We start from the raw sequence: 25,180 nt of genomic DNA, 5'->3' as shown, positions 1-25,180 counted from the left end.
GCTACTCCACGCTGCATCATGGCCAAGGAGCCAGCTCCCCCCATTCACGCCCAGGAAGGATGCATTCATGCCGGATAGTCACGCACATGCCAGCGCATCGCCGTATGGCGAAGCCCAGAGTTTCGCCGTCAAGATGATGGAATTGCTGGTGGTGCCCACCTTTGTCCTCGATGTGCATGGGCGGGTGATGATCTGGAACCGCGCCTGCGAGCAGCTGACGGGCGTGCCGGCCAGCGAAGTACTGGGCACGTGCGAGCCGGGCCGCTGTTTTTACAATGACGAGCGCCCCACTCTGGCCGACCTGCTGCTGGCCGGACGCGGCGGCGACATGCGCGCACTGCACGCACAGCAGCAATACCGCAACAGCACCGGCAACAATCTGTGTGCGGAAAATTGGTGCGACATGCCGCGCACGGGACGGCGCCGCTACCTGGCCGTCGATGCCAGCCCCATCTACGGCAATGGCGACGAACTGATCGCCGTGGTCGAAACCCTGCGCGACATGACCGATGAAAAGCGCGCGCAGGTGGAACTGGAACGCCTGGCCACGCGCGACGGCCTGACGGGCCTGGCAAACCGACGCTGCTTCGACGACACCATCCTGGCCGAGTGGCAGCGCGCCCAGCGGCAGGGCCAGCCCCTGTCGCTGCTGATGGTCGATGTCGACAATTTCAAGGAGTACAACGACAGCCACGGCCACCAGGGCGGCGACCTGTGCCTGCGCAAGGTGGCCGGCGCCGTGGCCAGCGAAATGCGCACGAACGACCTGGTGGCCCGCTATGGCGGCGAGGAATTTGCCGTCATCCTGCCGAACCAGTCGCTCAAGGGCGCGGCCATCGTGGCCGAACGCATCCGCCAGCGCGTGGAGCGGCTGCAACTGCCGCGCAAGCGCTCCGGCGGTGCCTGCGTCACTGTCAGCATCGGCGCCGCCACGGCCCTGCCCGGCCCCGGCACGGAACTGGGACAATTGATCCACACGGCCGACTGCGCCCTGTACCGCGCCAAGCACCTGGGCCGCAACCGCATCAGCCTGCCAGAAACCACGCTGACGTAAGCGGCAAGTGCCAGCATCAGGAGACACGACCAAATTTGGTGTATATTTAGTCCTGTCACAGTTTTACGCATTCGGAGCCGCCATGAACCTCAAGGAACGCATCAAGCCGATCTCCTACCTCAAGGCCAATACGACCGAGATCGTCAACAGCTTTGACGCGGGCCAGGACGAGCCCATCATCATCACGCAAAATGGCGAAGCGAAGATGGTCGTGCTGTCCATGCACGCCTACCAGGAAGGCAAGCGGCAGGCGCAGCAGATGCAGGAACAGCACGCGTTCATGAAACTGATCGCCATGGGCAACCAGGACATCGCGCGCGGCGACGTGGTGTCCGAAGAAGACTTCCTGTCCAGCCTCGACCAGGCTTGAGATGACGCGCATCGTCGTGCTGAACAGCGCAGCAGCCGATTTCAGGGAATTGCGCAGCGACTTCCAGGCGCGCCATGCGGCGGCGGCCTGCGAGCAGTTCACTGCGGACTTTCGGCAACTTTTGGCCGATCTCAAGACCTTTCCCGACAGCGGCGCACCCATCGAAGAAGCCCGCGACCTCGGCCTGGACGTGCGGCAGCGCCTGTGCCACGACATCCGCGTCGTGTACCAGCATGAGCGCGCACACGGCATCGTGTATATCCGCATGTTCCTGCCGACCCGGCGCGACTTCCTCAGCCATCTGACGGCACGCATCCTGCGGCCCGACTTTTAATCTCGCCCCTATGCACGGCGGCACGAATATTCTATGCTGCGGCGTTGCACTTTCATAACGTCCAAAAAGAAGGAGCCCCCGTGTCAAGAATCATGCCCGCTTTATTACCCGCTTTCGCCCTGGCCCTGTCGGCCATGGCCGCGTCGAACCTGGGCGCCGCGCCCGTCCAACCGGCCGCCGCCCACAGCGCCACCGCCGTCAAGGCGGATTTGCTGCCGTTCAAGGCCACGGAAAAGACCCTGGCCAATGGATTAAAGATCATCATCGTGCCGACCGGCTTCCCCAACCTGGTTTCCTTGCAGATTCCCGTGCAGACGGGCTCGCGCAATGAAGTCGAGCCGGGCAAGTCCGGCTTTGCCCACTTCTTCGAACACATGATGTTCCGCGGCACCAAGGCTTATCCGCCTGAGAAATACCAGGAAGTCATCACCCGCGCCGGCGCGCGCCAGAACGCCTACACGAGCGACGACCTGACCAATTACCACACGACGTTCGCCAAGCAAGACCTGGAAACCGTGCTGAAGGTGGAAGCGGACCGCTTCCAGCACCTCGACTACGCGGAAGACGCGTTCAAGACGGAATCGCGGGCCGTGCTGGGCGAATACAACAAGAACAGCGCCAATCCCGTCTCGAAACTGTTCGAAGTGATGCGCGACAGCGCCTATACGACGCATACCTACAAGCACACGACGATGGGCTTTATCCAGGACATCGAAGACATGCCGAACCAGTACGCGTATTCGAAGCTCTTCTTCGACCGCTGGTACCGTCCCGAGCGCACCACCATCATCATCGCCGGCGACGTGGAGCCGCAGCAAGCCATCGCGCTGGTGGAAAAATACTGGAGCGCCTGGCAGCGCGGCAAACAGCAGGCGGCCGTACCCGTGGAACCCGCGCCGCATGGCCCCGTCTACAAGCACGTGACCTGGCCCACGCCGACCCTGCCATGGGTGGCCGTCGGTTTCCACGCGCCCGCGTTTTCCGTGAAGGACAAGGACCAGGCGGCGCTGGCGACCTTGCTGTCGCTGTCGTTCGGCCGCACCTCGCCCCTGTATAAACGCCTGGTGCAAAACGAGCAAAAGGTCGACCAGCTGTTCGAGATGACGCCGGACCGCGTCGACCCGACCCTGGCCGTGCTGGGCGCGCGCGTGAAAAACATCGATGACGCCGTCTACGTGCGCGATGCCATATTGACCACCGTGGCGCGACTGCGCGACACGCCAGTGAGCGAAAAAGACCTGGCGGACGCCAAGTCGGCCGAAAAATACGGCTTGATCCGCTCGCTCGACAACACGGAGCAGATCGCCGGCACCCTGGCGTCCTTCGTGCATTTCGACCGTTCCTACGCCACCATCAACCAGTACTACCGCCTGATCGATACGCTCACGCCGGCCGACCTGCAGGCGGCCGCGCGCAAATACCTGACGGACGACGGCCTGGTGGTGACCACCCTGTCAAATCAGCCGATGGCCGCCGCCATCGCCACCACGCCGAAGCTGGCCAGCCTGCTGCCGGCCGCCTCGAACGCGAAATTCGACGTGCTGGTGCAAAAATCGGCGCTGCCGCAAATCCGCTACAAGCTGCTGTTTACGGCCGGTTCCGCGCAAGACCCGCAGGGCAAGGAAGGCCTGGCCGCGCTGACGGCCGCCATGGTGGCGTCCGGCGGGTCGTCCGAACGCAAGATCGACGAAGTCAACCAGGCCCTGTTCCCGCTGGCCGGCAGTTTCAGCCAGCAGACGGACAAGGAAATGACGACGTTTACGGGCTCCATCCACAGGGATAACTGGACCCAGTTCAACGCCATCGCCCTGCCGCTGCTGCTGTCGCCCGGTTTCCGCGAAGACGACTTCCGCCGCCTGAAGGATGCGCAAAAGAACGCGCTGCTGCTGGACCTGAAGGACAATAACGAAGAGGAATTCGCCAAGGAACGGCTGCAAACGAATGTGTATGCGGGCACGCCATATGGCCACCCGGTGCTGGGCACGCTCGCCGGCATCGACGCCATCACCCTGGACGACGTGAAACAGTTCTGGAAGAGCGCGTATGCGCAAGGCGCCGTCAAGGTGGGCATTTCCGGCGACGTGTCCGACGCCATGACGGCCTCGCTGACGCAGGCACTGGCAAGCTTGCCGGCCGGCCCAGGCTTGCCGGCCACCGTGAAACCCGCAGGCCGCAAGGCGCAAGGGCTGGAAGTGGAAATCATCGAGAAAAACACGCGCGCCACGGCGATTTCCTTCGGCCTGCCTCTGGAGGTGACGCGCACGCACCCGGACTTCCCCGCCCTGTGGCTGGCGAAGACGTGGTTGGGCGAACACCGCGCCTCGAACTCCTACCTGTACCAGCGCATCCGTGAACTGCGCGGCATGAACTATGGCGATTACGCGTACATCGAAGCGTTCCCGCGCGGCATGTACCAGTTCTTCCCGAACCCGAACCTGGGCCGCAAGGCGCAGCTGTTCGAGATCTGGATCCGCCCCGTGGCGCCGGAAAACGCCCACTTCGCCCTGCGCGTGGCCCTGACGGAACTGGGCAAGCTCGTCGACAACGGCCTGACGCAGGACGATTTCGCCACCACGCGCGACTACCTGATGAAGAACGTCTTCGTCATGACCTCGACGCAAGACCAGCAACTCGGTTACGCGCTCGATTCGCAATGGTATGGCACGCCCGAGTTCACCAAGCTGATGCGTGATGGCTTGTCGAAACTGACGGTACAAGATGTCAACCGCGCCATCAAACAGCATCTGTCGGCAAAGAACCTGTCCGTGGTGATCGTCGCCAAGGATGCGGCCGGCTTGAAGGAAAAGCTCGTCAGCGATGCGTTTTCCCCCATCAAGTACGACGGCAACAAGCCGCAGGCCTTGCTCGATGAAGACAAGGTCATCGGCGCGATGCAGCTGCACATCAAACCAGCAGCCGTCACCGTGACGCCGGCCGCGCAGGCATTCGCGAAGTAAGAGCTAGTGCTGGATCAACCTCATCTGACGAAGCATCTCGGATGAGGTTGCCTCCGAGGATGACCTGGCATGAACATCTCAACGACCTTACGGTGAAGGATCTGAATGCCACGCTGCCACATTGACCATATCGCCATCACGGCGCCAACGCTGGAAGCGGGTGCGGAGCTGGTGCGGCTGGCGCTGGGGGTGGAACCTCAAGCTGGCGGAGCGCATGCCCGCATGGGGACGCACAACCTTCTGTTGCGACTTGGCGATGCTGTCTATCTGGAGGTGATCGCGCCCGCCCCCAGGGCGCCGCTACCGTCGAGGCCCCGCTGGTTCGCGCTCGACACCCTGGCCGCCGATGCGGCGCCGGCACTCGCCACCTGGATAGCCCGCACCACCGATATCCAGGCGAGCGTTGCGGCTTGTTCGGAGCCGCTTGGAAATATCGAAGCCATGAGCAGGGGTGCCCTGAATTGGCTGATCACCATTCCCGATGATGGCGCGTTGCCCTTGAACGGCGTCGCCCCGGCACTCATCGAGTGGCAGGCGGAGGCGCACCCCGCGGCCAGGCTGCAGGATCATGGGCTGTCCCTCATCAAGCTAGAACTGTTTCATCCCGAACCCGAACGCATTGCTCGCTTGCTGCTCTCGCTGGGCCTGGATAGCCAGCTGACGGTGCACCTATCGACAGGGGAACGCGGCGCCGGCCTGGTGGCCCACATCGATACGCCGCAGGGGCCGCGCCAATTGTAAGCGCGGGGGACGATCAACCGCCCCCGCGCTTGCCAACTCACTCGAAGGGATTGGCCACCGACGTCACCTCGGGCGGCGGCAACTGGTCCGGCAATTGCTGCTTTTCCAGCTGGGCCACCACGTCGGCCAGCAGCTTTTGCAGCTGTTTCGCCAGCGCCAGGCCCGGCTTGTCCAGGGTCAGGTCGATGTCGCCGCTGAGGCTGATGCGGTCGACCCGGTTTTCGATGCTCAGATTGCCGATTTCCAGCACATCGCTTTCATTGGCATACGGGACGAATTTTTTTGCGCACATGGGATTTCCTTTTCGACGGTCTGGTTATTTCTTGGATTTGCTATTGATCTTGGGCAAACTCAGCATGCGCAGCTTCTGCTGCCGCGTCAGCGACGGTAACAGATCGATGCCTATATTGTCTTCCAGCTGTGCAATGCTCAGCACTTCATACGCCTTGGTATCGACGTTTTCGATGAAGTAGGCGGCGCCGGCGCGCTGGCGCGGGCTGTACACGGCCTTGTACAGGTGGCTGGGCACGATGACTCTGCCCACCTTGCGCAGGTTGCCGCCAATGAAGGCCGGCCCCGTGATCACGTACAAATCGCCCTCCTTCTTCGCCATCTTGCGCACGGCGCCCTCGATGCCGGCCCATACATAGCGGTTGTTGCGCGCATCCTGCGGCACCATGTTCGCCAGGGTAAAGCTGTCGCGCTGGCTCTGGCGGTCCGGCATGTCGCCGTTCGGCGCCATGTGGCCACGGTCGAAGCCGCTGCGCGCATAGTCGGCCAATTCCGCGCGCTGGGCGGCGGGCAGCTTGCGTTCAGCGTGGAAGGAGTTTTCGCGCGACAAGTCCTGCGCCGCTTCCAGATTATTCACCGTCAAGTGCTCGGCCGACCACAGGGGCGTGCGGGTGATCCCCGAATGCATCACGCCAAACACGTTGTAGCACAGCTCTTTGGTCGCCACGTCCAGCTTGGGGTTGGTGATTTCCGGCTTGCGGCCATCGACGTAATGGGCGGGACAGGCATCGGCATGCGCCAGGTTCGCGGCAAAGGCGCAAGCCAGCAAGCCGCACGCCAGGGTCAGCCTGGCGATCGATCGTTGAATCATATTTCCCTCTGAAATCTTTGCAGGCCAGCATTCTAGCGGACGCGCGCTCCCGCCACAAACCTGGCGTGCGCACCTGTGCGCGACGGCGAACTGGCGTGCAGGCAGCCCTGCACAGAGCTGGCGCAAATAAAGGCCAGGCGGTCGCGCACAGCCATTCATATCTGCTAAGATTGCCTTGATTCGTTCGCATCGACCATTCAAGATCTGGAGAGCATATGATCAAAAAAACCCTGCTGCTGATCGTTGTCATCGTCGCCGCCATCCTCGGCTATGCCACCACCAAGCCCGACACCTTCAGTGTCCAGCGCGAAATCACCATCAAGGCCCCGCCCGAAAAAATCGCCGCCCTGATCACGGACTTCCATTACTGGACCGCCTGGTCGCCGTGGGAAAAGCTCGATCCCGCCATGCGCCGCACCTTTGCGGGCCCGGCCAATGGCCTGGGCGCGCAATATGCGTGGCAAGGCAATGACAAGGTGGGCGCCGGCCGCATGGAAATCACGGAAGCGGCCCAGCCCGAGCGCACCGTCATCAAGCTGGACTTCCTGAAACCGTTCGAAAGCCATAACACCACCACATTTACCATGACACCCGAGGGTGACGGCACCAAGGTAAACTGGACCATGACGGGTCCCAGCCCTTACGTCAGCAAAGTGATGACAGTGTTTGTCAGCATGGACCGGATGATCGGCAAGGATTTTGAAAAGGGCTTGAACAACCTGAAGGCGGCGTCGGAACGCTAAGCCTGCCGGCGGCAAGCAGAAACAGGGCCCGCGCGGCCCTGTTTTATTTTGCGCTGCCCCTTGCGGGCAAGCCTGCTCAGAACTGCTCGATCCAGGCCGCCAGGTGGTCGGGCGTGAGCGCCGGTTCAGCCTGCACCACCTTGCCCTGCAAGCCGTGCTCCGTCTTGCTCAGCTGCAGGGACCAGCCGCGCCGCGCCAGCCACAGCAGGCTGGCCAGCCAGAATGCGTGGATGGACGAGACGGGCGTGGTGGTCGGCGTTTCCAGGAATTCCGTCAGCAGGCGGCCATCGAGGAACAGGGCCGTGCCGCCCTGGTTTTGCAGCGCCGCGCCAAACACGGGCAACAGCATGTCGATCGCCTGCTCCACGCCACGTCCCGGATGCTCGCGCTCGAGCGTGTCGAGCTGCTGGCGCACGGCGGCGGCAAAGGCGGTGCCGCGGAAGGCTTCCGAACTGACCAGGTCGGCATAATCCATCAGCAGCCAGTCCGGCTCGGGCGGCGTGACGCCGGCCGTCAGGGCCGCCGACAGATACGCTTCCACGGGCAGCTGCTGTTCCGGACCGGCCAGGCTGGCGCACAAGGCGTACAGGGTGCCGATGCGGTTGGCGACGGCTTGCCGCTGCCGCACCATCAGCTTTTCGCGCAGCAGCTGGGCGTGTTCATTGCGCAGCCGCGCCAGTTCCAACGCCTGCTTGAGTTCCATGCGCAGCGCCGCGATATCCCACGGCTTCTGGATGTAGCGGTGGATCTGCCCCTGGTTGACGGCTTCCACCGTGTGCTCCAGTTCGGAATACGCGGTGGTCAAAATGCGCACGATGTGCGGATGGCGGTCCCAGCAATACGAAAGCAGCTCGTTGCCGTAGGCACCCGGCATGCGCTGGTCCGACACCAGCACGGCGATGCGGTCGGCCTGCTCGTCGAGGATGCGCTTGCCCTCCTCGACCGAGGTGGCCGTCAGCACGTCGGCCAGCGGCGCGATGGCGCGCTGGAAATATTTGAGGGCGTTGGCCTCGTCATCGACATAGAGTATCGTCGGCAAGCCTTGCGCCGGCTCAAGCTGAGCCGGTAAACGCAGATTGGCGTCAATCATGCTCGTTCCTTATATGTACTGGAAAATTCAGGGTGACCGTGGTGGCACTGCCAAATTCGGTGGCGATATCGAGGTTGCCGCCGAACGATTGCATCATGCGGTGGCAAAACACCATGCCCCAGCCCTTGCCTTCGTCACCGCTGGCACTCACGGGGTCGAGCAACAACTGGGCCACAATCTCGGGGGCGATGCCGGCGCCATTATCGCGCACCGTGATGCGGCCCGCATCGATGCGGATGCCGATCGCCGGATGATCTTGCTCACCGGCCGAGCGCAAGGCGTTCGCCAGCACGGACGATACAATCAGCGCAACGCAGTTGGGCGACTCGGCAATGGAGAAATCCTCGCCCACTTCGACCGAGATGGCGGCGCGCTGGGGCGTGCTCAAGGGGTAACTGTCGAGCAAGGCGGCCAGCAGCTGGCGCGCGCTGCCGGCGCTGCGTCCGCCCTGCATGCCCGGCCCGGCGCTGGCCAGGCGCACCGTGTCGACAAAGCTGGCCAGCACGGACAAACAATAGCGCGCATTGTCGTGCATCAAGGCGGCCGCTTCGCCGATCTCGGCCTGCGGTGCGGAATCCGCCTGCGCGCGCCGCGCGATGCCGCGCGCAAAATTGGCGATGGCCGCCAGCGGCGTGTTCAATTCGTGCGCCAGGAAGGCCAGCGACTCCTCCATCGCCACCAGACCCTGGCGGCGCGCGGCGCGCTCGCGTCCCGTCTGCACGGCCAGCTGCAGCGCCGTTTGCATGGCGGCCAGGTCGAGCGGCTTTTCCAGCAGGCGGAACAGCGAGCCGCCGTTGATCAGCTCCAGCAGCACGTCCTTGTCCGCATAGGCGGTGACCAGCATGCAGACGATGTGCGGATAGCGCTGCGCCACTTCCTGCAGCAGCTCGCTGCCCAGGCGGTCCGGCATGCGGTAATCGGTGACGAGCACGTCAATCTGGGCGGCCTCGTCTTTCAGCAAGGCCAGCGCCGCATCGACGCTGTGCGCCGTCAGCACGCGGTAGCGCGCACCGACGGCGCGCTCGAAATACTTGCAGGCGAGCGCTTCGTCGTCCACGTACAGCACGCTGGCGCGGCTATCGTTGTCCATTAACGGCCCTCCCAGTCGGAGCGCTGCAAGTCGAAATTCATGCTGGCCCATACACCCAGCTCGCTTTCGGCGGAGAGGGTGCCGCCGTGGCGCTCGATCACGCCATAGCTGATGCTCAGGCCCAGGCCCAGCCCCTGCCCCACTTCGCGCGTGGTGAAGAACGGTTCGAACACGCGCGCCAGGTTTTCCGGGGCGATGCCGGGGCCGTTGTCGCGCACGCTGATGCGCAGGCGGTTCTCGTCCCAGTGGGCCGTGATGCGGATCTCGAACGGCGGCGCATTGCCCTTGCGCATGGACAGCACGGCATTGCCCAGCAAGTTGATCAGCACGCCCACGATGGCCGCCTCGTCGCCGCGCACCAGAGTGTCGACCGGCAAGTCGTGGCTGATGCTGACATTCTTCGTTTCGTGCCCCACCAGGCGAATGGCCGCGTCGAGCGCGCTGCGGAACTGGAAGTGCCCCGTTTCCAGCTGGTTGCCGCTCTTGCGGTAGGCAAAGGTTTTTAAATCGGACACGATGTGCTGCACGCGCAGCATGCCCTGCTTGGCGTCGGCCAGACATTCGCTCACCAGCGCGCTTTGCCTGGCGGCCGGGTCTTCGATGGCCACCTCGATGGCCATCATGCAGAAATTCACGGGATTGTTGACTTCATGCAGCATGCCGGCGGCCAGGGTGCCGATGGCGGCCATTTTCTCCTGCTGCAGCATCTGCCCCTTGATATCGGCCAGGCTTTTATTCGTTTCTTCCAGCTGCGTGTTCTTTTGCGCCACTTCCGCCTTCAGCTGGAACAGCATGAAGCGGGCGCGCTCATTGAAATAGGTAAACACGGCGCTGATGCTGGCCGACATGATGAGGAACAGGCAGTTGACGACAAACGTGGCCGGCAAGTCGAAGCCGCCCGCATGCCAGGCGCAGGCGGCCACGTACAGCAGGCAGGAAATGGCGCCGAAAACCATGTTTTGCCACAGGCCGAAGGCCAGCACGATGCCCGAGGAATAAATGGCCAGGGTCATGCCCACGTAATAGATCGAGGTGGCGCCTTCCGTGACGGCGATCATCCAGGCGATCATGATCTGCGGCAGGATCAGCCACACAAAAGTCAGTCCCTGGATGCGGTCTTGCGCCCAGCGCGTGCGCATGGCCAGCACGACGCAAAAGATCAGCACGGACACGACGATGCGCGCGCTGGTAAATGCCGACTGTTTATCAGGATACAGGGCCGAATCGAGGCCCATGCCCAGCAGGATCAGCACGATGCCCGTGTAAGCCCCGCCGCGGCTGAATTCCAGGCGGAAGTCGCGCAAAACGGCCGTGTAGCCGGCGTGCAGGCCTGGGGTATCCATCAAGGAATGCTCACTTCCGCGAACACATTCACGCCCGTGACGTCGACATAGATTTTCGGCGCCGTCGCATGTTCGGGCAGCAAGGCCGACAAGCCCGCTTCATTGCGATAGATCAAATGCCACTCCAGCAAATGCTCCATGCCAAACTTGCCCGGATTGTCGGCGTGCACATTCGTCACCAGCAGGCGCCCGCCCGGCCCCACGCGCGAGGCGAAGTGCAGCAGCAGGCGCGCACACACCTTGTCGGACAGGTAGTCGAACAGGCCGGCGCAATACACGGCGTCGAAACTGCCTGGCAAGCCCGTGGCACCCGAGCCGTGGCGGCGCTTGAGCAGGTTGTGCACGGAGTCGTGCACATAATCGATTTCCACCACTCTTCCCGTGCGCTGCATGATGGTGGTCAGGCGCGCGCGCGTCCAGTCCAGGGTCTCGCCGCTGAAGTCGACCAGTTCGAAGGCCAGCCATTGCGCATCGGAGCACGTTTCCAGGAAACGCTGCACCTCGATGGCGGGGCCGCAGCCCACGTTGAGCACTTTATACACGCGCCCTGCCGCGCGCGCCTCGGCCGCCTTGTGCGCCAAAAATTCCGTCAGGATATCTATGCGGTTGCGATGCGCCGTCGCCACGGCGGCCTGCAAGAATGCCGCATTGACGATCTGGAAATACGTGCTCGGGCCCTGGCGCGGGTCGTCGAGCAGTTGGTTGACCATCTGGTAATCGCCCGCGTAGCCGAGCGGTTTGGTAAACGTGCGGAAGACGAACGGCGCGCGCAGGATCAGCGGGTGCAAGGCCGCCTGGGCGAACGCGCGGTGGGCCGGCGCCCGTTCTTCCTCGACGAGGGAAGCTTCCACCTCGAGCTGGCGCAAGTACAGCTGGGTTTGCTCCATCAGCGGCAAGGCCAGCTCGTCGAAGATGTCGGCGCGCAGGCGGCCGTTTTCCTTCGGCAGCGAATCGGACAAGTCGACCTGCTCGACCCAGCGCGCCACTTCCGACAAAAAGGCGCGCATTTCGTTGACGACGATCTGGTAATCGCGGCGGATGCGGAAGCGCTCGCCCCAGCCCGCGACAAAGGCGCTGGACTCTTTCGCCACGGCGCCCTTGACCACCACCACGTCGCTGAGCTCGCGCCACTCGTCGATCAGGGTGACGGAAACGATGGCGGTCAGGCCCGTGTTGACGCTGCTGATGACGACGGCCTTGCCGACATAGGCGTTCTTCGTTCCCATGCGCACCGTCAGGTCGTTGAGCACCTCGCTGACCTGCACAATCGAGTAGGGATTGTAGATTTCCATGACCAGCGAATTGCGCTGCAAGTTGAAAATCGTGCCACGCACCGCCTCACCCTGGGTGTTACGGAAACTGACGACTGGATCGATCTGCGATTGTGAATACACGATTGAGCATTATCAAGTTGCCCGGCTGCCGGCGCACCACGTTGGGCGCGCCAGTTTCCAGGCTGGGTTAAGGCACGGCACACCGGTCGTCGCTGCCATACCGGAGCGCCTCAAAGCGCGTCTGTTCGCTCTCTGATCGAGTGTACTATGGATGTGGCAGAACGGGCAATTGTTCCCTCTGGAACGACCCATCATGGCGCTGGCGCGCAACGCCGCCATTCAACCAGCCACGAACAACGCCAGCGCATGACGCAACAGCTGCGGCGTTTGCCCCGTCCAGCGCTTGAACGAGCGGCGAAAGTTGGTGGCATCATGAAAGCCGAGGTAGGCGGCCACGGCGTCGTTGTCGTAGTCATGCGCCTGGAACAGGTAGATGGCCTTGTGCGCGCGCACCTGGTCCAGCTCGGCCTGAAAATGCGTGCCATGGCGCGCCAGGTGGCGTTTCAGGGTGGCCGCACTGACACCGAATTCCTGCGCCGTGCGTTCCAGCGTGGGCGCGCAGCGGATGTTCGCCAGCAGATAGTCGTACAGCGCTCCGAGCAGGCTCGCAGCCGGCACGGGCGCCAGCGCCGCCGCCCGCAAGGCCAGCGCGGCCGCCGTGGCATTGCCGCGCGGCCAGGGTTTATCGAGCCAGCTGGAATCGATGAGCATGGCGTCGACCTGGCAATCGAAGCGCAGCGCCTGGCCCAGGTGCACTTCATGCTGCTCCACGTGACGGGGCCGCGCGCGGTTGAAGCAGAAGCGCCACGGCAGCGCTTCGCCGGCCAGCCAGCGGCACATGGCCGCCAGCGCCGTCATGTGCATTTCCACCAGAAACGGCAGCTGGCTCGGTGCGCCGAACGCATCTGTCCAGTACAGCACATGCAGCTCGCCCGCCTCGCGCAAGCGCGGTTGCAGCAGCGGACACAGCAAGGTATGAAAAGCGCACAGGATGGTCAAGGCCTGGCGCAGATTCTGCGCCTGCAGCAAGGCATGGCTGGCCGCGCCGTAATGGCCGGGCAGCATTTGCTGGCCCAGCATGAAGCTGGTGTCGGCACTGTCGAGGCCGCGCGCCACATTGGCCAGCAATTGCAGGTATTGCGCGGCGCTGACCTGGCTTTCCGCACATGGCAGCGCACCGCCGTCGAGGCCCGTGCCCTTGAGCAGCGGCGCCACAGCCAGCTCGCGGCTGCGCGCGTAATCGAGCACCAGCGCCGGCTGGTGATGGGCCGCGATGCTGGGATCGCCTTGCTGGTTCAGCGGCATCAGGCAGGCGCGGCGGAACTGATCCCGGCACCGGAGCGCGGCGTTTCCACGGCACGGCTCAGCTCGGCCAACACCACTTCCGGCACGCCATCGGTGAGCGAGCACGCATGTCGCAGGCTCAAGCGGATTTCACGGTTGTCGTTGGCGTGGTGGCGCATCTGCCCCACCATGGCGCACAGGTGGCGCGCCTTCACGGCAGCATCCTCGCGCGACACGCCCGGCATCAGCACGGCAAAGCGGTCGCCCGCATAGCGGCACAGCAAATCGTCATTGCGCAAGTTCAGCAGCAGCATATGACCCACGGCTTGCAGCACGCGGTCGCCTTCGCGGTGGCCGTATTCGCGGTTAATCAGATGAAAGCTGTCGATGTCGAGCAAGACCAGCGCGCAATCGAGGCCGGGCCGGCGTTCCTGCTCCAGGCGCATCTGCGTGCGCAGGTAGCTGGCGTCGGCCAGCTGCGTGATGCGGTCGAAGGCGCGGTGGTCGCGGAACAGGCGTTCGCGCTTTTGCAGGTGCTCGTTCAGGCGGAACTGTTCCTGGCGCCAGTAATACATGCCGATCGTCAGCACCAGCATGCCAAACGGAATCAGGGCTTCCAGCCAGTTGTCCCACACGGCGCTCTTATCGACGGCAAAGAATTCATCCAGGCAATCGGCCCAGGACCCCAGCATGATGGCGCACAGGCCGCCGGCGATCAGGCTCGTCACCCGTCCCCGTGGACGGCTGCTGAGGGTGAACAAAAACCAGATGCCCGCCATGACGGCCGTGCCGCCTTCGCAGACGATATCCATCCACTTCCAGATGGCAAACGGTTTAAGGTGCCCAAGTGTGGCGTACAGGAAAAAGAACAGAGGCAATGCCAGCGCGGCGGCAATCAGACTGTTACGGTGCAACGGCAGCATGTGGGGGACCTTTAAAAGTGGTGCTGCCGCCACGATAGCGCCCGCCCATGACGGCACGATGACATACGCCACGCCCGTGCGGCAGGTGCAAACGGCTCAACATGCGCAACGCAACTGATGCAAATCCGGCAAGCCATTGCCCGTGCGCCCTGCGCCGGCAGGTCATTTCAGCTCACCACGCTTCATTTCCGGCCGGAAAGCGTTCACCCGCCGTTGTTTTCAGGGTGGCAAGCCCGCCCCTGTCACGCAACCGTCATATTTGCTGCCTAGAATCCGCCCGGTTCCTTCCTCCCTAACCGAGCTCTTCATGAAAACCATGCACACTTCGCCCCCCTCTCCGCTGCGCCTGACGGCCCTGGCCCTCGGCATCATGGCCGTCTTCAGCGGTCCAAGCCATGCGCAAGCGCAAGATGCGGATGGCTTGCCGGCCGCCACCGTCGTCGTCAGCGGCCAGCGCGCCAGCCTGCGCAACGCCATCGCCGCACAGGAGAAAGCCGACAACATCATCAGCGTCATCAGCAGCGACGATATCGGCGGCTTGCCGGACAAAAACGCGGCCGAGGCGCTGGCCCGCTTGCCGGGCGTGTCCGTGCAGCGCGACCAGGGCGAAGGCCGCTACATCACGGTGCGCGGCCTGGGGCCGGACTTGAATGCGGTGACCATCAACGGCGCGCTGGTGCCGTCGCCGGAAGCGGGCCGCCGCGCCGTGGCGCTCGATATCCTGCCTGCCGGCCTGATCCGCACTCTGGAAGTCTCGAAAACCTTACTCCCTGAAATGGACGCCAATTCGCTGGGCGCCACCATCGAAGTCAAATCGCTGTCCGCCTTCGACTTGCCGGGCAAGCTGCTGTCGGCCAACGTGGGTGCCAGCCATGATGAAAAGACGGGCAGGACCAGCCCCAGCGGCGGCGCCCTGTGGGCCCAGCGCTTCCTCGACGGCAAGCTGGGCGTGGCCGCCGGCCTGAGCGCGGAAAAACGTTCGTTCGGCTCCGATGACGTGGAAACGGGCGGTTCATGGAGCAAGGGCCGCCTGTCCAGCCTGGAATTGCGCGACTACCTGCCCGTGCGCAAGCGCGGCGCCCTGGCCGTCAACCTCGATTACCGCCCGGAAGCGGGCAACAGCTGGTTCCTGCGCTCGTTCGTCAGCGAATTTTCCGACGATGAAGTGCGCGACCGCCTGACCATCAGCAATATCACGGGCGGCAGCCTGGCCGAAGGCCAGACGGCCGGCGCGCGCGCCGAGCGCCGCATCCGCCAGCGCAAGTACACGCAGCAAGTGCGCTCGCTCGTGCTGGGCACGCAGCAAAAATCGGGCGACTGGACCTTGGACGTGAAAGGCGGCATGAGCCGCGCCACGGAAGACAAGCCCGAGTCCTTGAACGACGGCCGTTTCCGCGGCGTCAGCAACTTTAACGGCATCAGTTTCAATGACACTCAAGAACCTGTCTTGAGCGGCCCCGCCTCGCTGTACGATCCGGCCAGCTATGCGCTCAACGCCATCACCCTGCAAAAGCGCTATTCGAAGGACAATGAACACCACGCGCGCATCGACCTGGCGCGCAAGTTCGACATCGCCACCCTGAAATTCGGCGCGAAGATCAGCCGCCGCGAAAAGACCAATGACACGGATCAATGGGCGTATAACAGCAGCAAGGCCACCAGCGGCAATTACTGGGGCGCCGGCTCGACCTCGATGAGCGCCTTCGTGCAAGGCCACAATCTCGACTACGACCTGGGCAACATCGGCGTGGCGCTGGACCCGGCCCTGATACGCGCCAGGGTCGCGGGCCTGGACCGCGCCAAGGCGCGCCTGGCCACCGAGTCCATCATCAACGATTACCGCATGCATGAAGACATCAACGCCATGTATGTGCAAAACAGCTACGACTTCGACGCCTGGCACATCCTCGGCGGCGTGCGCGCCGAACGCACCAGCTTTGAGGCGGACGGCTCGCAGGTGGACAGCACCGGGGTTGCCAAGGCATTGACGCGCGAACGCTCGTACACCAACTGGCTGCCGAACCTGCAAACCCGTTATGACCTGGATCAAAAGACCAGCGTGCGGGCCGCCTGGACGCAAGCCGTGGTGCGCGCCAACTTCAGCCAGCTGGCGCCGGGCATCAGCCTGGCCAGCAACACGGAAGCCGTGATCGGCAATCCGGACTTGAAGCCCTTGAAAGCAAACAACCTGGACCTCGGCATCGAAAGAGTGCTGGGCAACGACGGTGTGATGTCCGCTTACGGCTTCTACAAGGACATCAAGAATTTTACCTACACGACGAACCTGGCCGGCACGGGACAATGGACGGGCTACACGACGGCCGCCTCGTATGCGAATGGCGACGCGGCCAAGGTGAAAGGCATCGAACTGGCCTACATGCAGCCGCTGCGCATGCTGCCGGCGCCATTCAATAAGTTCCTCGTGGGCGTCAACGGCACCCTGAGCACCTCGAGCGCGCAAATCGGCCGCTACGACAAGGCGAGCAAGCAGCAGCTCACCCGCGATATCCGCCTGCCGGGTCAGTCGAACCAGGTGATGAACTTGATGCTCGGTTATGAAACAGGGCCTGTGAGCGCCCGCCTGGCCCTCAACTACAAGTCGCCTTATCTGCTGGAAATGGGCAACGACATCCTCGATCCAAGCCAGGACCATATCGTCGCCAGCCAGAAACAGCTCGATTTCTCGCTGTCCTACCAGATCAACAAGCAATTCCAGGTGGTCTTTGAAGCGGCGAACCTGAACAACGAGAAATACTATGTCTACCAAGGCACGAAGCAATACAACGTGCAAAACGAACAATACGGCCGCACTTTCAAAGTGAGCCTGAAAGCCAGCGCCTTCTGATGATTATCAATAACATGAAAAAAACCGTACTCTGTAGCGCTTTGCTGGCTTGCCTCGGCGGCATCGCACAAGCCGCGCCCGCCAACGCTTTACCCTCCTTTACGCAGGAGGCGGAAGAACTGGCCCGCCTGCCCGGCGGCGGCTGGTTGACTTTGGATAAACACGGCTTGCGTTTGTTCAATGCGGCCGGCCAGGAACAGGACCGCATCGCCATGCGCGCCAAGCAGCTCGACACGCGCATCGATGGCGGCAAGGTGCTGGCCGTGTTCCTGGAAGCGGACACGCAGCGCCCGCTGCCCGTCACCGTCGACGTGCAAGCCGGCAAGCTGGTGAAACTGGCGCCGTTTCCCGTGCCGACGTTTTCCGTGGAAGCATCGTGTTTGTACCGCGACGCCCAGCAGCTAGCTCATCTGTTCTTGATCGGCAAGGATGGCCAGGCGGAACAGTGGGTCATGCAGGGCGAACAGCGCAGCCTGGTGCGCAAACTCGCTTTGCCGCCCCATGCGAAACATTGCCGTGTCGACGATGGCGCCCGGCGCCTGCTGGTGAGCGAGTCCAACATGGGCGTGTGGGCGTATGACGCCGATTCGGAAGGCATGGGCAAGCGCGAAGTGGTGGCCCTGCGCAAGCCGTACGGCCAGCTGGACGGCGGCGCCGGCGCCTTGGCCGTGCTGCCCGGCGGCGTGGCCGTGCTCAACGGCAAGGCGGACAAGCTGCACCTGGTCACCCATCAAGGCGGACAGTGGACGGCGCAGCCGGCCCAGGCCATCGCCTTGAACGTGCGCAAGGGCGACAGCCAGCTGGCGCTGGACAAGGAGTCGCTACTGCTGCGCGGCAAGAACGGTTGGCAGGCGCGGCCCTTGAAATGGGCGGGCAAGGCGGAAACCCAGCCAGCGTTGGCCATCATCGCCCCGCAAGCGCAAACGGAACCGATGGCGCGCCAGGGCGACGCGGCTGACGACCCGGCCATCTGGCTGGCCAGCGATCCTGCCAATGCGCGCATCCTGGGCACCAACAAGAAACAGGGGCTATTGGTCTACGACCTGCAAGGCAAGCAGACGCAGCTGCTGGAAGTGGGCCGCCTGAACAACGTCGACGTGCGGCAGAACATCCAGTTGGGCGGCAGCAAGGTCGACCTGGCCGTGGCCACCCAGCGCGACGACAACAGCATGATGCTATTTACCATCAATGCCAGCGGCGAGGTGGCGGAAGCGGGCCGTTTTCCGACCGGACTGAAAAGCATCTACGGCATGTGTCTGTACCAGCCGGCCAGCGGCGGCGTGCAAGCATTCATCAACGACAAGGACGGCACCTTCCAGCAGTACAAGATAGAAATGAGCGGCAACAAGTTCAGCGCGACTCTGTTGCGCAGCTTCAAAGTCGCCACGCAACCGGAAGGCTGCGTGGCCGATGACGCCAACGCCCGCCTGTTCCTGGGCGAGGAAACGCGCGGCATCTGGACCACCTCGGCCGACGCCGCCAAGCCCGATGCCCTCACCATGGTCTTGCCCGTCGGCCAGCACCTGACAGCCGACGTGGAAGGCATGGCCATCTACCGCAAGGCCGGCAGCGCGCCCAACACAGGCTACCTGATCGTCTCCAGCCAGGGTGACAGCAGCTACGTGGTGCTCGACGCGCAAGCGCCATATAAAGTACGCGGCCGCTTCAAGGTGGGATTCAACTTGCCCGCCGGCATAGACGGCACCTCGGAAACGGATGGCCTCGACGTCACCTCCTCCAACCTGGGCGGCGCGTATGCGCAAGGCATGCTGGTGATCCAGGACGGCTACAAGCGCCTGCCCGATGGGCCGCAGAACTTCAAGTATGTGGCGTGGGGGGATGTGGCGAAGGCGTTGGGATTGAATTAGCGATCACAAATCCAGTGCGTGCGAAATAGCTGCGACCGAAATGACTGGCTTCAGCGGTTTGCACGCATTGGTATCAACAAAAAACCAAAAACTGTTTGCTCCAAGGCGCAGGTCTAAACTGTGGCAACAACTCTTGCCCTTCCGCCGCCATTCCTATTGATTCGAAAATCCTCATCACAGCCATGAGCAAGTTAAGCTTATGCAAACGCGGCTCCTTTTCATATCAATGAGTTTAATGAACGGACTTCCTAATCATCAAGGAACTTATTCGTAAATCTTATCTGCGATTTTTTAATGTAACTTGCCTTGCCCCTGAATTTTTTTCACAATCATTTTAAGGTTGTGTTGCGCACCAGCGTGCCCTTGCTCTGCTGCCTTTGATAGGTATTCAGCAGCAATGCTGTAGTCTTTTGGCACGCCATTTCCTTGTATGTACATCAAAGCAAGATTAGCTTGAGCATCAGCATATCCTTGCGCTGCTGCCTTCTCATACCAGAATAGAGCCTGCGCGTCGTCTTTTGATGTGCCTAGCTGTCCATATAAAACTCCAAGGTTGTATTGGCATAGCACGTTCCCCTTCTGTGCCAGTATCAGAAACGAAGCCATAGCCCTCGAAGGGTCTTGCAGCACACCCTGACCTTTCAAGTACATCTGCCCAACATTATAGATTGCAACTTCATGCCCTTGTTGAGCGGCTTTGTTTGCCCAAAACGCGGCTTCCCCGTCGTATAGTTCCTCACCAATTCCGTCAAGATACATTAAGGCAAGATGGTGCTGGGCTTCCGCCAGACCTAGTTCTGCTGACTTCTTCGTCCATAGTAATGCTTTTGCATCATCTTGAGGAACACCCCGACCTTCGAAATATCTCATCCCAAGATGACTTTGAGCTTCCGGCATGTCTTGCTCTGCCGCTCGTGTCAGCCATTGAACTGCTTGCGCATCATCTTTTGGCGTTCCATTCCCGAACTCGTGCATTAATCCAACGTCATACTGTGCATTTGCAAGCCCTTGATACGCAGCTTTGGATATCCAGCCAAAGGCACTCTTGTAATTTTTCTCAACACCGTAGCCTTCGCGGTACATTAACCCTAAGTTGTACTGTGGGATTGCCAACTCTTGTTCAGCTGATTTTCTATACCACGCTGCCGCCAAAGCGAGGTCTACAGGCACTCCCTTACCTAAGTGATACCGCAGGCCAAGCTCGTTTTGGGCATATGGGTCGCCTGCTGTTGCTGCTGTTGTGAGCCGTTCAAATTCCATGTTTTCACTATTCCTATATTTAAATCTGCTAAATCAAATTCTTATTTATACGTGAGTTACTCGACCGCTCGACCAGCTATTTCAAAAGATATCCATCTTAGAGGGTGTAGACAAAATCAACAACGAAGTTGTGGCATGCTATCTCGATGTGGGAGGAGCATGCAATGGCAACGACACATCCACTCGACGGCACTGAACCGTCAAGCAGCGTTGGTGGCAGACCGCCAGCGCTGAAGCCTGAGCATATCGCCATTTTGCACGATATCGTGATGGAACGCGCCCAGGCCAGCTTGCAGGAAATCGCCGATGAACTGCATCACCGCTGTGGTCTACGCGTGTGCACAGCAACCATTCGTCGCGCGCTACGCACGCTAGGCTTCGTACGGCTCAAGCCGGTACGCCGGACGTGCGCAGTGCGAGCCGAGGGAGCCAAGCGGTATGGCTACACGGCAGCCCACAGGCGCGAGGCCATCTCGCCGTATAGCACGAACCTGACAGATGTTGAATGGCAGCTGGTTGCTGATTTGTTCAAGCGTATGCTGGGACAGCGAGGCACACCCGTGCGCTACAGTCGCCGCGATCTCGTCAATGCATGTTCTTACGTGCTGCGCACCGGCTGCGCATGGCGGCTGCTACCGGAGACGTTCCCACCCTGGCAGGCGGTCTACAAGGCGTTTTCGCGCTGGGTTGGCGCAGGTGTATTCGAACAAATGCTTAGAGGCAAAAATTGCCGAAAGCGTCTGGCACTACAACTGATGAACATCGCACCCATTTAATATTGCTTCGTTACTTGACAGGAAGGCTCATGCGGTGGACTATCGATGCTATAGGCAAAGGAACTTTCGGCGCTAAAGGAATAGAACCCATAGTATCAACTCAGAGAAATAAATTCCTTGAATTGATAATAAATAATAAAATTCACCACTATATAATGTTAAAATTAATAAATAAGCATTTATTAATTTCTGAAATCAACTCAATAAGTCATTGCCGACATATGAAAATATTCCTATCATTAAACGATAACTTAAATATTTCTTCCGATAAAAGCGGCATCATTGCACTATTGCATCCCGACAGCGATAAGTGGAATGATTTTGATTTGAAGCTATATGCAAAACTCACAATATTTCAGTCTGGAATAAAGGTTTGGTCAAAACCTCTGCGAATGCTTGTTGAGATGGAACCGCGTACTGAAGACTGGTTTAAGAAGAAATTGTCGAATCACTCCAATAGTTACTTATCGTTAGATGATATTGGATTTCTCTTTATAACTGCACAGCTATCCAAAGATAATTACTTTTCTTTAGGGAAAGTTTTCGGAATAGATGCGGCGACTGAAATTCTTCGCTCATTACATGATTTGCCGACTCTGCGAACACAGGCTAAAGATTTACCAGACCTTAGCTTAACGTCGACCAAAGAATATTTTATGGGTTTCGTTAGAAAACGTGATGCCTATCTTATTTCAGAAAGTAATTCGAATCGTCTTTTAATTGGAGCTAGAGAAGATGATGTTTTAAGAGAGGTTCGAGCGTTCTGGTCAAGTTATGAAAGTTTGAGATTTGTAGAAAATCCAACATTAATTTTCGATTGCTCTGAAAGTGCGCTTGGAAAAAACAGGATTGCCGTTTTAATCGGAATAAATGGCATTGGAAAGACCAGCGTACTAGTGGAGTCGGCAAAAATAGTTACGAATACACAAGACCATATATCACTAAATAAAATTACAGAAGGCGTTTGCAACCTGCAAGATGTTGGATTTGAACTTGTCGTATTTGCCACCTCAACAACTCCGCCGTCAAACCTACCTCAAGGCGTAAAGTGTATTAAGATTGGAGCGGGAGGCAATCATCGATTATCCCGAACAGAGGCGGTAGCGAAAATTGGAAGAAATTCAGATGGATTATCATTAGCGTTCTTGCGCAAAATTCTTATAGAGGCAATCGAGAATTTTGATATAGAAGTACCCGTTAAACATGGTGGATATACTCTTTTAAGAACTTTTGGAGGAGAACGAGATCGACTAGATTTTTGCGCAAACGTGGACACTGCCAGAGGCCTACGCTTTGTAGATTCGAATGGCGTTGAGCGCGGCCTTAGCTCTGGAGAAGAATGCCTAATAGATATTGCCTTAAATGTATCAGCACAGGTGATGCCAAATACTTTACTATTATTGGATGAACTTGAAAATAGTATGCATCCAAAATTTATATCGACTGGAATATCTATTTTGCGAGCGATATTAATATCACAAAATTCCTTTTGCATTATGGCGTCACATTCAGCATTGGTTGTTCGAGAAGTTGAGGCTATTTCTGTTCATATATTCCAAAGACAAAATGAAGATACGAAAATACTGAGACCAATGCTTCAAACATTTGGTGAAAGCGTTGGCTTAATAAATGACATAATATTCGATGACCATACAGTAAAAAAATCGTTTGAAACGGTAATTAGCGACGCAGTGGACAACTCAAGTGATGTTGAAAAATTTGATCGGGAAGTGAGAAACTTGCTTGGAGTAGATGGACTTAGTTATTACCGAAAAATCAAAGAAGCAAGCAAATAATATGAATAATATTAAACAAGAGGTTGAGCGAGAACTGATCATGTTGCGAGATTTTTTTCGTGCGTATAAGACCGATGAACGCAAGGAAATTCTCAGCCGTTTTCTCGAGGTAAGACGGCACTATTACAACTATCATAAATTTATCAATAGAAATCACAAAGAATTACGACCATCAAGACATCTTTTACGCAACAAAAAAACTTTTGAAAATGCATATAGGTCTGGTACGGTTTTTCAAGTCAAGTTCGACGATTTGAGATATTCAATAACTCTAGCATGCTTAATTTGCGGCATTCCGAGAAATGGTCAACTTGATCATTTCTTGCCAACTAGTAATTTCCCTCAGTTCGCAGTTTTCCTCCATAATTTAGTCCCAGTATGCGGTGAATGCAATTCATCAAAAGGTAACATTGAAGGACACCTACACCCAGTGTTTAGCAAATGGATGAAAACTAATTTCCTGCAGTTAGAGATAGTCAATTTTTTTGACGGAAAGCCTACATTCACACTCCGTGCCAATAAAAGATTAGACTTTCCATCAAGAAAACGGTTTGGCCAATTTGCTACTGTGGCAGAAATCCGCAGAAAAATTCTAAGATTTTGCGAAAAGTTCTGGTATGAATACACAGAGAAAGAATTAACGACCGGTATCATATTTCAATCGCCTGGCAATTTCAACCTAGTCATGACAATAGAAAATTTGATGCAGCAACTGAAAGAAAAATCAGTTTTTGAATTTAACAACAACGGAACTCATTCAGCTGCGGGAATGTTATATAATGCGTTGGCGAATTGCCCCGATTTACTTGATTACGTGGTAAAACGACGTTTAGCAGCGACATTAGCTTCCAACGCCACAGTTGCCTTTAAGATTTATGGATTTAATATTTAGTATTTCTTACTAGATCGGGCATTATAAATACCGCATGTATTTCAGTTTGGATAGGAGAGGCGTCAGGTGCTACTATAATACAAGAATACGATATTGCGGACTACCTATATGTCCAGTCCCGTTTGATCATAAACGCACTTAACGAATAGTTCCGGCTTCTTTTGCTGCCATTCTTTTAGCGCCTGGATGGATGTTTTAGCACCGATGACCCGTTGTGGAATGTGGTGGTTGTAAAGCTTTAAATAGTTGAGCAAGGTCATCTCCAGATCGGCCCGACTATCGAATCGGGTCTGCTGCAATAGTTCGCTGATACGGCCGTTGAATCGTTCACCATGCCATTCGTTTGCGGATGCCGGGGCGGTGCCAGGCGGTGTTCAATACTCATTGCGGCGCAGACTTTATTGAAGGGGTGCTGGCCACTGGGCTTCCTGTCTTTTGTTGTGAAGCCGTCGGTGAATTGCGAGCCGTTGTCGGTCAGCAGTTTAATGATCCTGATTGGCGAGGCCAGCTTGAGCCAGCTCAAAAAGTCGACACTGCTTTTATCGCTCATATCACCGTAGATGTGCAGGAACAACCAGCGCGTGGCGCGGTCAATTGCCACGAACAGATAGCGGCGCGAGGTTTCGTCTGGCATCTGCGGCAAGTATTTGATGTCGACGTGAACAAAGCCGGGTTCGTAGTCCTTGAAGGTCTGCTTGGCCAAGATCGTTTCTCCCTCAGCCTTGGGAATGACATCTTCCAGCCGGGCCATGCCTTCGCGTTTGAGCAAACCGGCAATGCCCGGGTGGAGACGTCGGGATTGTTGTATTGCCGGGTAATGTACAGCAGGTCATCAATCGGCAGATAGAGCGACTGGCGCAGTGACAGCACGATGGCCTCTTGCGTCGCGCTCAGCGTGGTATGCAGCGTATGGGCCCGGTGCGAACGGTCTTGTACTTCGTCCCGCTTGAGCCACTTGGCGGCCGTGGCACGGTGATATTGAAAACCTTGGCGGCCTCGCGGTCGGACAGGCCGGAGTCCTTGATTTCCTGCCGGATTTTCGGAGTGGTGCGGACTTGGGGGTGAATGCTTGTGCTCATGGGCTGAAGTTTATGCGATGTGCTGCAACCGGTGGGCCGATCTCGGTGGCAAACCGCCGATCAACTCGTCAAGCGCAGCTCTGGCCCGGAACAGGGGCATGCTGCGACGAGGAATATAATCGCACGAAACTAAACACCTATGTAACCAGTTGTCTGCACGTCAATAAAATTAACGGAGGGTCGCATTAGAACGGAGGGGTCGCATTAGTTCTGAAGTCTTTGAGCTCTTAAGGTGGGCCAGAATTTAAGTTCAGCAGAGATAGCCACGTTTTCATTTACCCGATCTGACCGTTAAATTG

At 58.9% G+C, this 25,180-nt stretch carries 20 protein-coding genes and 1 pseudogene; 11 read left to right on the top strand and 10 right to left on the bottom strand.

The features are described from left to right. Positions 1-67 precede the first annotated feature (67 nt). From KY494_RS01480 to KY494_RS01460, 5 genes are all read left to right on the top strand, one after another. Positions 68-1,054, top strand: a complete 987-nt coding sequence (locus tag KY494_RS01480; protein ID WP_257572087.1) for a diguanylate cyclase — start codon at positions 68-70, stop codon at positions 1,052-1,054. An 82-nt stretch (positions 1,055-1,136) separates the two neighbouring features. Further along, positions 1,137-1,424 (top strand): type II toxin-antitoxin system Phd/YefM family antitoxin, encoded by a 288-nt coding sequence (locus KY494_RS01475; RefSeq protein WP_100873192.1) that lies wholly within the window; start codon positions 1,137-1,139, stop codon positions 1,422-1,424. A 1-nt stretch (position 1,425) separates the two neighbouring features. Beyond that, on the top strand, positions 1,426-1,758 hold the full coding sequence (locus KY494_RS01470) for a type II toxin-antitoxin system RelE/ParE family toxin (RefSeq protein ID WP_219134317.1): 333 nt from the start codon (positions 1,426-1,428) through the stop codon (positions 1,756-1,758). Positions 1,759-1,838: 80 nt separating this feature from the next. After that, positions 1,839-4,715, top strand: coding sequence for a pitrilysin family protein (locus KY494_RS01465; RefSeq protein ID WP_219889599.1), 2,877 nt, complete (start codon positions 1,839-1,841; stop codon positions 4,713-4,715). Positions 4,716-4,820: 105 nt separating this feature from the next. After that, positions 4,821-5,456 (top strand): VOC family protein, encoded by a 636-nt coding sequence (locus KY494_RS01460; protein WP_219889598.1) that lies wholly within the window; start codon positions 4,821-4,823, stop codon positions 5,454-5,456. A 37-nt stretch (positions 5,457-5,493) separates the two neighbouring features. Here the strand turns inward: KY494_RS01460 and KY494_RS01455 are convergent, their stop codons facing one another. Beyond that, complete coding sequence (locus KY494_RS01455) at positions 5,494-5,748, bottom strand: hypothetical protein (protein ID WP_219889597.1); 255 nt, start codon at positions 5,746-5,748, stop codon at positions 5,494-5,496. A gap of 24 nt (positions 5,749-5,772) precedes the next feature. After that, complete coding sequence (locus KY494_RS01450) at positions 5,773-6,558, bottom strand: DNA/RNA non-specific endonuclease (protein WP_219889596.1); 786 nt, start codon at positions 6,556-6,558, stop codon at positions 5,773-5,775. A 215-nt stretch (positions 6,559-6,773) separates the two neighbouring features. Here KY494_RS01450 and KY494_RS01445 point away from each other — a divergent pair, with 215 nt between their 5' ends. Continuing rightward, the gene (locus tag KY494_RS01445; RefSeq protein ID WP_219889595.1) at positions 6,774-7,301 is read left to right on the top strand and encodes an SRPBCC family protein; all 528 of its coding nucleotides are present in this window, start codon (positions 6,774-6,776) and stop codon (positions 7,299-7,301) included. A gap of 76 nt (positions 7,302-7,377) precedes the next feature. Here KY494_RS01445 and KY494_RS01440 read toward each other — a convergent pair whose 3' ends face one another. The 6 genes from KY494_RS01440 to KY494_RS01415 all read right to left on the bottom strand — a co-directional run bounded on the left by KY494_RS01440 (position 7,378) and on the right by KY494_RS01415 (position 14,365). Next, entirely contained in the window at positions 7,378-8,391 is a 1,014-nt protein-coding gene (locus tag KY494_RS01440) for a response regulator (protein WP_219889594.1), read from the bottom strand. After that, positions 8,384-9,481, bottom strand: coding sequence for a hybrid sensor histidine kinase/response regulator (locus KY494_RS01435; RefSeq protein ID WP_219889593.1), 1,098 nt, complete (start codon positions 9,479-9,481; stop codon positions 8,384-8,386). Before KY494_RS01435 ends, KY494_RS01440 begins: the two co-directional genes overlap by 8 nt. After that, positions 9,481-10,824, bottom strand: coding sequence for a sensor histidine kinase (locus tag KY494_RS01430; RefSeq protein ID WP_219889592.1), 1,344 nt, complete (start codon positions 10,822-10,824; stop codon positions 9,481-9,483). Before KY494_RS01430 ends, KY494_RS01435 begins: the two co-directional genes overlap by 1 nt. Continuing rightward, positions 10,824-12,218 (bottom strand): class I SAM-dependent methyltransferase, encoded by a 1,395-nt coding sequence (locus KY494_RS01425; RefSeq protein ID WP_219889591.1) that lies wholly within the window; start codon positions 12,216-12,218, stop codon positions 10,824-10,826. Before KY494_RS01425 ends, KY494_RS01430 begins: the two co-directional genes overlap by 1 nt. 219 nt (positions 12,219-12,437) lie before the next feature. Next, positions 12,438-13,463, bottom strand: coding sequence for an AraC family transcriptional regulator (locus tag KY494_RS01420; protein ID WP_258194589.1), 1,026 nt, complete (start codon positions 13,461-13,463; stop codon positions 12,438-12,440). Continuing rightward, complete coding sequence (locus tag KY494_RS01415; RefSeq protein WP_141169429.1) at positions 13,463-14,365, bottom strand: GGDEF domain-containing protein; 903 nt, start codon at positions 14,363-14,365, stop codon at positions 13,463-13,465. Before KY494_RS01415 ends, KY494_RS01420 begins: the two co-directional genes overlap by 1 nt. Before the next feature lie 316 nt (positions 14,366-14,681). Between KY494_RS01415 and KY494_RS01410 the strand changes: the two genes are divergently transcribed. Next, the gene (locus KY494_RS01410; RefSeq protein ID WP_258194588.1) at positions 14,682-17,210 is read left to right on the top strand and encodes a TonB-dependent receptor; all 2,529 of its coding nucleotides are present in this window, start codon (positions 14,682-14,684) and stop codon (positions 17,208-17,210) included. Between the two features lie 14 nt (positions 17,211-17,224). Continuing rightward, the gene (locus KY494_RS01405) at positions 17,225-19,078 is read left to right on the top strand and encodes a phytase (protein WP_219889589.1); all 1,854 of its coding nucleotides are present in this window, start codon (positions 17,225-17,227) and stop codon (positions 19,076-19,078) included. A 291-nt stretch (positions 19,079-19,369) separates the two neighbouring features. On the opposite strand, the gene KY494_RS01400 is transcribed toward KY494_RS01405, so the two are convergent. Beyond that, positions 19,370-20,338: a tetratricopeptide repeat protein gene (locus tag KY494_RS01400; RefSeq protein WP_219889588.1), complete on the bottom strand. Its 969-nt coding sequence runs from the start codon at positions 20,336-20,338 to the stop codon at positions 19,370-19,372. Between the two features lie 164 nt (positions 20,339-20,502). Here KY494_RS01400 and KY494_RS01395 point away from each other — a divergent pair, with 164 nt between their 5' ends. Genes KY494_RS01395 through KY494_RS01385 form a run of 3 tightly spaced genes read left to right on the top strand, consistent with a single transcriptional unit; the run spans position 20,503 to position 23,802 of the window. Further along, a complete protein-coding gene (locus tag KY494_RS01395) occupies positions 20,503-21,114 on the top strand; it encodes a transposase (protein ID WP_219889587.1) in 612 nt (203 codons plus the stop codon). Between the two features lie 29 nt (positions 21,115-21,143). Next, positions 21,144-22,910: an ATP-binding protein gene (locus tag KY494_RS01390; RefSeq protein WP_219889586.1), complete on the top strand. Its 1,767-nt coding sequence runs from the start codon at positions 21,144-21,146 to the stop codon at positions 22,908-22,910. After that, positions 22,867-23,802 (top strand): hypothetical protein, encoded by a 936-nt coding sequence (locus KY494_RS01385; RefSeq protein ID WP_219889585.1) that lies wholly within the window; start codon positions 22,867-22,869, stop codon positions 23,800-23,802. The genes KY494_RS01390 and KY494_RS01385 overlap by 44 nt, the downstream gene beginning before the upstream one ends. 104 nt (positions 23,803-23,906) lie before the next feature. On the opposite strand, the pseudogene KY494_RS01380 reads toward KY494_RS01385, so the two are convergent. Further along, positions 23,907-24,881: pseudogene (locus tag KY494_RS01380) on the bottom strand (integrase core domain-containing protein). Positions 24,882-25,180: the final 299 nt, after the last annotated feature.

It is taken from the genome of Janthinobacterium sp. PAMC25594, assembly GCF_019443505.1.
Lineage (GTDB): Bacteria > Pseudomonadota > Gammaproteobacteria > Burkholderiales > Burkholderiaceae_D > Janthinobacterium.
This window is presented reverse-complemented; position numbering and strand designations above follow the sequence as displayed.

Coding starts and splice junctions, on each gene's coding strand:
- KY494_RS01385 (WP_219889585.1), top strand. CDS start 22,867: ATGGACTTAGTTATTACCGAAAAATCAAAGAAGCAAGCAAATAATATG.
- KY494_RS01445 (WP_219889595.1), top strand. CDS start 6,774: ATGATCAAAAAAACCCTGCTGCTGATCGTTGTCATCGTCGCCGCCATC.
- KY494_RS01470 (WP_219134317.1), top strand. CDS start 1,426: ATGACGCGCATCGTCGTGCTGAACAGCGCAGCAGCCGATTTCAGGGAA.
- KY494_RS01440 (WP_219889594.1), bottom strand. CDS start 8,391: ATGATTGACGCCAATCTGCGTTTACCGGCTCAGCTTGAGCCGGCGCAA.
- KY494_RS01415 (WP_141169429.1), bottom strand. CDS start 14,365: ATGCTGCCGTTGCACCGTAACAGTCTGATTGCCGCCGCGCTGGCATTG.
- KY494_RS01410 (WP_258194588.1), top strand. CDS start 14,682: ATGCACACTTCGCCCCCCTCTCCGCTGCGCCTGACGGCCCTGGCCCTC.
- KY494_RS01390 (WP_219889586.1), top strand. CDS start 21,144: ATGCGGTGGACTATCGATGCTATAGGCAAAGGAACTTTCGGCGCTAAA.
- KY494_RS01405 (WP_219889589.1), top strand. CDS start 17,225: ATGAAAAAAACCGTACTCTGTAGCGCTTTGCTGGCTTGCCTCGGCGGC.
- KY494_RS01475 (WP_100873192.1), top strand. CDS start 1,137: ATGAACCTCAAGGAACGCATCAAGCCGATCTCCTACCTCAAGGCCAAT.
- KY494_RS01455 (WP_219889597.1), bottom strand. CDS start 5,748: ATGTGCGCAAAAAAATTCGTCCCGTATGCCAATGAAAGCGATGTGCTG.
- KY494_RS01450 (WP_219889596.1), bottom strand. CDS start 6,558: ATGATTCAACGATCGATCGCCAGGCTGACCCTGGCGTGCGGCTTGCTG.
- KY494_RS01435 (WP_219889593.1), bottom strand. CDS start 9,481: ATGGACAACGATAGCCGCGCCAGCGTGCTGTACGTGGACGACGAAGCG.
- KY494_RS01400 (WP_219889588.1), bottom strand. CDS start 20,338: ATGGAATTTGAACGGCTCACAACAGCAGCAACAGCAGGCGACCCATAT.
- KY494_RS01430 (WP_219889592.1), bottom strand. CDS start 10,824: ATGGATACCCCAGGCCTGCACGCCGGCTACACGGCCGTTTTGCGCGAC.
- KY494_RS01480 (WP_257572087.1), top strand. CDS start 68: ATGCCGGATAGTCACGCACATGCCAGCGCATCGCCGTATGGCGAAGCC.
- KY494_RS01420 (WP_258194589.1), bottom strand. CDS start 13,463: ATGCCGCTGAACCAGCAAGGCGATCCCAGCATCGCGGCCCATCACCAG.
- KY494_RS01395 (WP_219889587.1), top strand. CDS start 20,503: ATGGCAACGACACATCCACTCGACGGCACTGAACCGTCAAGCAGCGTT.
- KY494_RS01460 (WP_219889598.1), top strand. CDS start 4,821: ATGCCACGCTGCCACATTGACCATATCGCCATCACGGCGCCAACGCTG.